Below are 2,499 nucleotides of genomic sequence, written 5' to 3'. Positions count from 1 at the left end.
TGCCAGCTACCTGAACGAGTTCGTGTTCCGCTTCAACCGCCGGCGGTCCCGCAGCCGTGGGATGGTGTTCTACCGGGTACTCGAACTCGCGATTGCGAACGAGCCTGTGCGCTACAAGGAACTCGCACTGACCCAGCGACCCCGAACAGTACTCCCCACCCCGCCGAGGGCAAATGGCCACCCGCCAAGCCTCGACCTCCCTCCAGCAAACCGTCCGTGGAGGAACTCCGGTTAAGTGGAGAGCCCAGTGCGGCGTTACCGAACCATACCCCAAACCCATGCAGATGACAGCGACCACGCAAGTCGGAGTAGAGCCTCAAGAGCGCTCGGACGCCGCCGCTCAGGACAGACCGCTGCCGGACAGGTAGATCCTGTTATGTGAACCTTCACATCACTGCGTCGAGCCGTCCATGATCGCTCAGCGGCGAGTGGCAGCTTCGGGGTGCGGTGGTCGTGCTTGGGTTGCAGTGATTCGCGCGGATGACCCAACCGCGTCAGTTGTTGTCGCTCAGGTTATTCCGCGAATTTTTCTCAGAATAATTCCCGCTAGAACTGCCAGTTTCCGCCACCGCTGTTGTCGAGGCTTGTGAGTCACGGCGATGCCGGTCTTGGGCCTTCGTTGTCGTAGCAGCCAGCCAGGAGCTGACGCTCGCCGGTCAGACACGCAACTTCTGCTAAACGCGGATTGCTGTCAGTCAGCCCGCCTAGCTCGGTGACGGCAGTCGACTCAGAACCGACTCCGGGCTTGCGGCCGTGAGCGTCAGCTTAGGGGGCGACACCGGACCTGTGGCTGCTGGCTCCGCCTCCAGTCCTTAAACACGGTACTGCTGGTCGCTTCGATGACGTTGCGGCGGCAAGACGAGCAATCCGTCAGAAGGACGCTTCAAGCCGGGACCATCTGGTACAAAGCCCGCGCCGAATGACAGGCATTGAGACTTGCCAATTTTTGCCATCGACGCTAACTTGTCGACATGAGCACCATGAACATCTCTCTCCCGGACTCACTGAAAGCCTACGTCGATGAGCAGGTTTCCGGTCGGCGCTTTGGTACCAGCAGCGAGTACGTGCGCGACCTGATCCGCCGTGATCAGGACCGGCAGCGTCTGCGCGGGCTCCTCCTCGATGGGGCCACGTCTGAACCCGGAGCGGCCGCGGACATGGCCTACTTCGGCACATTACGAGAGCGCGTTCGTAAAGGTAAGGCCGATTGACGACGAAGCAGGTCATACCGCGGCGCCTCGCGATTCGGGACGTCGACGAGATCATCGAGTACTATCTGGAGACAAGCTCGGAAGCCATTGCCCTTGGGTTCGTGGATGCGCTGGAATCGGCCTATGCCGAGATTGGCTTGAACCCCGCGATTGGCTCACCGCGATACGCCTACGAGCTTGAGCTACCGGGCCTGCGGTCATGGCCACTCAAGCGCTACCCCTACCTGATCTTCTACTTGGAATGGGACGCTCATATCGACGTCTGGCGAGTCCTTCACGGCCGTCGGGATGTGCCTCTATGGATGCACGAGCAAGACGAGTCGGAGTGATCCCGGGCCAGACTTTCAAAGACACATTTTTCGCGGCCGCATGGCGGACACGTCTGCCTTTTCCCCAACACATAGAGGTGATCTGCGCGTAAGTCCGGACAGCTTGGCTTCTGGCCGAAAACCAGAGCAAACCTGTCACCGAAACGATATGCGCCAGCGACCGCTGTTGGCCGACTCCGGGCGCTGAGCCCCAGGCGCCGGCGACCGTTAATGGGGCGTAGGAGTCACCGCGCCAAGCAGGTCGAGTGACAACTCCCCGCGTCCAAGAGACGCTAACGTGAGTTTCTCGAGTAACGGATGTGGGCCGAATCCGGGCCGTCGCCACATCAGAGCCCAGACCAGGGATGACCGATTGCGGCTACGGGGAAACCCGACGGCGACAAAGGCTTCAAACGCGCCGTAACCGCCGGCAGCGTCCGGGCTCAACCGATGAGGCGATCGGAAAGCGCGCGGAATCGATCGGCCATCGCATCAATCTCCTCGGCGCGGGCGTGACAGGCCCGCCAGTTCGCGGGGATGGCCTCTCCGCCATAGTAGGCCCCGGCGAGCTGGCCATAGATAGCTCCGGTGGTATCGGCGTCCTCGCCCAGGTTGACCGCTCGCAAGGCCCCATCCCGGAAGGTCTCGGTAGTCGCAAAGCCCCAGAGCGGCGCCTCCAATGCGTGCACCACATAGCCTGTGCCCCGGATGGCCGGGGGCTGACGCTCCTTGAAACGCACATTCCGCAGGCATGATGCCTGCCGATGAGTATTTTTTCGCTGCAGATAGCCCCATGTGATCGGTTTTCGGCAGCGTCATTGACGCTTCCGACTGTCTTTCTTAGAAGATGGCTGAACACCGCCATCCGAGTCCGTGACACTCGGCGGCTCGCGAGCCGGGCTGGAAAGGCTCCCCGCCTTTTTCAAGGGGAGAAAACCGATGGCCCATCCGTTCGCAGCACTGATCGACGCGCACACGCA

At 61.5% G+C, this 2,499-nt stretch carries 3 protein-coding genes and 1 pseudogene; 3 read left to right on the top strand and 1 reads right to left on the bottom strand.

The window, feature by feature from the left end:
* The 3 genes and pseudogenes from CKO23_RS27065 to CKO23_RS24325 form a co-directional block, all read left to right on the top strand.
* A pseudogene (locus CKO23_RS27065) lies at positions 1-124 on the top strand (IS1595 family transposase); the annotation flags it as partial.
* 856 nt (positions 125-980) lie between these two features.
* The gene (locus tag CKO23_RS24330) at positions 981-1,211 is read left to right on the top strand and encodes a ribbon-helix-helix domain-containing protein (protein ID WP_240905771.1); all 231 of its coding nucleotides are present in this window, start codon (positions 981-983) and stop codon (positions 1,209-1,211) included.
* A complete protein-coding gene (locus CKO23_RS24325; RefSeq protein WP_200336029.1) occupies positions 1,208-1,540 on the top strand; it encodes a type II toxin-antitoxin system RelE/ParE family toxin in 333 nt (110 codons plus the stop codon). The genes CKO23_RS24330 and CKO23_RS24325 overlap by 4 nt, the downstream gene beginning before the upstream one ends.
* Before the next feature lie 422 nt (positions 1,541-1,962).
* On the opposite strand, the gene CKO23_RS24320 is transcribed toward CKO23_RS24325, so the two are convergent.
* Positions 1,963-2,259, bottom strand: coding sequence for an ADP-ribosylglycohydrolase family protein (locus CKO23_RS24320; RefSeq protein WP_440870596.1), 297 nt, complete (start codon positions 2,257-2,259; stop codon positions 1,963-1,965).
* Positions 2,260-2,499: the final 240 nt, after the last annotated feature.

This window comes from Thiocystis violacea (genome assembly GCF_016583565.1).
Taxonomy (GTDB): Bacteria; Pseudomonadota; Gammaproteobacteria; order Chromatiales; family Chromatiaceae; genus Thiorhodococcus; species Thiorhodococcus violaceus_A.
This window is presented reverse-complemented; position numbering and strand designations above follow the sequence as displayed.